The sequence below is a fragment of the Bacilli bacterium genome (assembly GCA_036381315.1).
Lineage (GTDB): Bacteria > Bacillota > Bacilli > Paenibacillales > KCTC-25726 > DASVDB01.
The window spans coordinates 1-4,217 of record DASVDB010000096.1; the positions used below are offsets into that span (position 1 = coordinate 1).

General features: G+C 48.2%; 5 protein-coding genes. All 5 read left to right on the forward strand.

What is annotated here, in order from left to right; translation table 11 throughout:
• Positions 1–986 (forward strand): Gfo/Idh/MocA family oxidoreductase (locus VF260_07275; protein ID HEX7056984.1); only part of this gene is annotated, 986 nt, incomplete at its 5' end.
• Positions 987–1,008: 22 nt separating this feature from the next.
• Positions 1,009–1,728, forward strand: a complete 720-nt coding sequence (locus tag VF260_07280; protein HEX7056985.1) for a ThuA domain-containing protein — start codon at positions 1,009–1,011, stop codon at positions 1,726–1,728.
• Between the two features lie 12 nt (positions 1,729–1,740).
• Positions 1,741–2,625, forward strand: a complete 885-nt coding sequence (locus tag VF260_07285) for a sugar ABC transporter permease (protein ID HEX7056986.1) — start codon at positions 1,741–1,743, stop codon at positions 2,623–2,625.
• Complete coding sequence (locus VF260_07290; protein ID HEX7056987.1) at positions 2,615–3,445, forward strand: carbohydrate ABC transporter permease; 831 nt, start codon at positions 2,615–2,617, stop codon at positions 3,443–3,445. The genes VF260_07285 and VF260_07290 overlap by 11 nt, the downstream gene beginning before the upstream one ends.
• 139 nt (positions 3,446–3,584) lie before the next feature.
• Positions 3,585–4,217: extracellular solute-binding protein (locus tag VF260_07295; protein ID HEX7056988.1), on the forward strand; the 633-nt coding region annotated here is incomplete at its 3' end.

Consider the following 4,217-nt stretch of genomic DNA (forward strand, 5'->3'; position numbering starts at 1 on the left):
TCATGAACAGCGATTGCGGTGAACTCTGGTCCATCTGCGATGTAATGGAGGATTTGCTGAAAGCGAAAGGAGAGGAATTTGGCATTCCGGAATTGCGCCGGTTTTCCGACCATCAAAAGATGCTGGCGGATCCTGAGTTGGACGCGGTCATTATTTGCACGCCGAACTTTAATCACTTTCAGATCGCGAAAGATGCGATCGAGAGCCGAAAACCATTCGCATTGGAAAAGCCGGTAGCGCTTGACTCCGGGGAAGCGGCCGTTTTGCGGGATATGCTTAAGGCTGATCCGCTGCCGCATATGATCTGTTTCTCTTATCGCTACATTCCTGCGGTCAGGTATGCCAGATACCTGATTAAACAAAGAAAGCTCGGGAAAATTAGGCATATTTACAGCCAGTATCTGCAAAGCTGGGCGATTGGAGAAGATTTTCCGCTTGTATGGCGGTTCCGCAAACAATTGACCGGCTCCGGCGCTTTGGGGGATTTGGGTTCGCACATGCTTGATCTGACGCGTTTTTTGGTAGGTGATACGTCACGGGTTTTTTCACAAACGGGAACGATCATCAAGGAACGGAATCTTCCGGGCGGTACGGGGAAAGGCGTCGTTGACGTCGATGATTATTGCCATATATTAGGTGAACTTGACGACGGAATTTCGTATTCCATGTCGATTTCGCGTTTTGCCTATGGGAGGGGCAATTACCAGCGCATGGAATTGTACGGTTCCGAAGGAGCGTTGATTTACAGGCTGGAGGATACGGATTCGCTCTATGTGCGTTTTGCCGCGGAGGAGGATCAGGATTTCAGGAAAGTAGACATTCCGGAAGCGTTTCGGGTTTCCCAGATACAGGCGTTCTGCAATCTGATCAATGGCAAGGGCGACGGATTGGACGCTTCGATGGAAGACGGTTATGTAAATCAGCTGGCCATCGACGCAATCATTGCAGCTGCGGAATCCGGGCGTTGGGTTGCAATTGATTTATAAAAAAGGCTAGGGGGTTATGTGCTTGACAAAAATTCATGTAACGATTTGGAATGAGTTTCGCCACGAAAGGGAAAACCCGGAAGTGGCGGCGGTATATCCCGAAGGTATTCATGGCGCAATTGCCGCGGGGTTGCGGGACGATGACCGGTTGGAAATCGTTACCGCAGTGTTGGATGAGCCGGAACATGGCTTAACGGATGACAGGTTGGCTAAAACGGATGTGTTGATATGGTGGGGGCATATGGCCCATGACGAGGTGCGGGACAGCGTCGTTGCGAAAGTGCGGGAGCGCGTATTGGCGGGTATGGGGCTGATTGTGCTTCATTCCGGACATGCCTCCAAAATATTCGAGCGGCTGCTCGGCACGAATACCGGTATATTGAATTGGCGGGACGACGGCGAAAAAGAACGCGTTTGGGTAATCGAGCATGGGCATCCGATTACGAACGGCTTGGGCCCGTATTTTGAAATTCCGAAAGAAGAAATGTATGGCGAACGCTTCGAGATTCCCGCCCCGGATGAACTTGTTTTCATCTCGTGGTTTGCCGGCGGCGAAGTATTCCGCAGCGGATGTTGCTATCGTAGAGGAAAAGGCAAAATATTTTATTTTCGTCCCGGTCACGAACAATTTCCGACATATTATCAGCCTGAAGTCAGGCAAGTAATTCGAAATGCCGTCTACTGGGCTGCTCCGGTAGATGGAGCCAAGGTTACTTTCGGCAGGGTTCAGCCTGTTGAATGAGGGGCGGAGCAAATGGCAGGCGAAAACAAATTCAAAAAATGGCTCGCGGTGCTGATTTTTTTGCTTCCAGGGCTGGCCGGACTTGTCTTGTTCAATCTATACCCGATTCTGGTATCGGCTTATTTAAGCCTGACAGATTGGGACTTGCTTACAAAGCCGCACTTTATCGGGTTTGCCAACTATGCGGACGTGTTTCATGAGGAGAAGTCGCGTATTGCGATCGGCAATACTTTTAAATTTATTATCGGTTATGTGCCGCTCGTGCTGGTATCCAGTCTGGCGCTGGCCATACTTTTGAACCGTAAAATCCGCTTTCAGGCTTTTTACAGAGCGGCGGTTTTCGTGCCCGTCATTACTTCCTGGGTTGCTGTATCGATCATTTGGCGGTGGATATTGAACGGACAAAGCGGACTCCTGAATTACTTGTTGTCGCAGATTGGCATTCAAGGGCCGATCTGGTTATCGGATTTCTTCTGGGCGATGCCCTCCATCATCATGGTAAGCGTGTGGAAGGATGTCGGATTTTTCGCCATCATTTTCCTGGCCGGTCTTCAGGAAATAGCGGGCGAGTACTATGAAGCTGCGCAAATAGACGGGGCGACTCCGTTGCAACAACAATTAAAAATTTCGCTGCCGATGATAACGCCTTCAATATTTTTCGTTGTTGTGATTGCCATGATCAATTCATTTCAATTGTTTGACCAGGTATTGGTGATGACAAACGGCGGGCCCGCCGGCGCAACCAGTTCGATCGTTGAGCAAATTTTCAAAAACGCGTTCAAAAGCGGCAGAATGGGTTTTGCCGCAGCGCAATCGTGGGTGTTGTTCGGATTCATCTTCGTTGTGACGTTGTTGCAGTATCAGTTGCAGAAAAGGTGGGTCAATTATGATCGATAAAAATGCATTGTTGCGCGACATGATTACTCATTTGATTTTGTTGGTTGCTGTTGTCATCCTGACGGTTCCGTTTATATGGATGTTGTCTGGCGCTTTCAAGGATACGCTAGAGGTTGTGAAACTGCCGCCGCGATTTCTGCCTTCAAAGTATAATTTCGATAATTTCAAGGAAATTGGCAAATATTTTCCGATGGGGCGCTTTCTTTTGAACAGTATTTTTGTATCTGTTGTAACTTCGTTTCTGCAAGTCTTAATTTGCGCGATGTCGGCATTTGTTTTTGCCAAAATCAGGTTCAGGGGATCAGGTTTTCTGTTCATGCTTTTCATGATTACCATGATGATTCCGTTTCAGGTTACGATGACGCCGTTATATGTCCTGTTTCAAAAATTCAACCTGATCGATACCTATCTCGGGCTGATATTACCCGGCATATTCAGTGCGTACGGCACTTTCTTGCTTCGCCAGCATATGCTGACGATTCCCAATGTGTTGCTCGAAGCGGCGTTCATCGATGGCGCTTCCTATATTCGTGTGTTCGCCAAACTGATATTGCCGCTTAGCAAGCCGGCGCTCGCAACACTTGTCATTTTCGCCTTTATGGGCTGTTGGAACAACTTTCTTTGGCCGCTCATCATAATCAATAGCAACGAATTGATGACGCTGCCGTTGGGCCTCAGTATGTTGACGGGAAGGTGGGCGACTGTCTGGAACGTCCTGATGGCCGGCAATGTAATCAGTTTCATCCCGATCTTTGTTGTGTATCTTTTTGCGCAAAAATATTTTATTCGGGGCATAACGATGAGCGGAGTCAAAGGGTGACTTTGAATAATGCGCGTCGGTTGGCGCATTAACTGCGGGAGGTGATGAGGACGTCCGTTAAGATTTGATGCGTTGCTTTTTCTTGCTTTACATTTTCTGTTGAAAAAATGCGGAACAATTATGTGAAAGGGTGAGGTCTATGAAAAAAACGGCACTTTTGTTGGTTGTAAGCATGCTGATCATGCTGCTTTCCGCATGCGGAGGCGGCAATAAATCGGAGAACGCCGGTGAGGCGACGAGTTCGCCGGCTGACGGCAAGTCGCAAACGGAGCAAAAGAACGACCCGGTAACGATTACGTTCATGAATTATACGGCTTCGGGCGGTCAGGAAGAAACGATTAAAGAAATGATCCGGGCTTTCGAAGCGGCAAACCCGGATATTAAAGTGGATTTGCAAATACTGGCTTACGCCGATTATTTCACCAAATTGAACACAGTGATCGGCAGCGGCAATGCGGCGCCTGATGTGTTTGAAGTCGGTTACGAGGGATTTGCGTCCTACGCCGCCAAAGATATTTTGTTGGATTTATCTCCCTACATTTCCGCAGACACAACCTTTAACTCTGATGTATTCAAGAAGCTGGCATACTCCGCGTTCAATTATAACGGCAAACAGTATGGAGTCCCGGAAAGCTTCTCCAACGTATTGCTGTTTTACAACAAGGATTTGTTTGACGCAAAAAACGTCGAATACCCGCAACCCGACTGGACATGGAAAGATGAATTGGCCGCGGCGCAAAAATTAACGGATCCCGCACATGGGATATGGGGA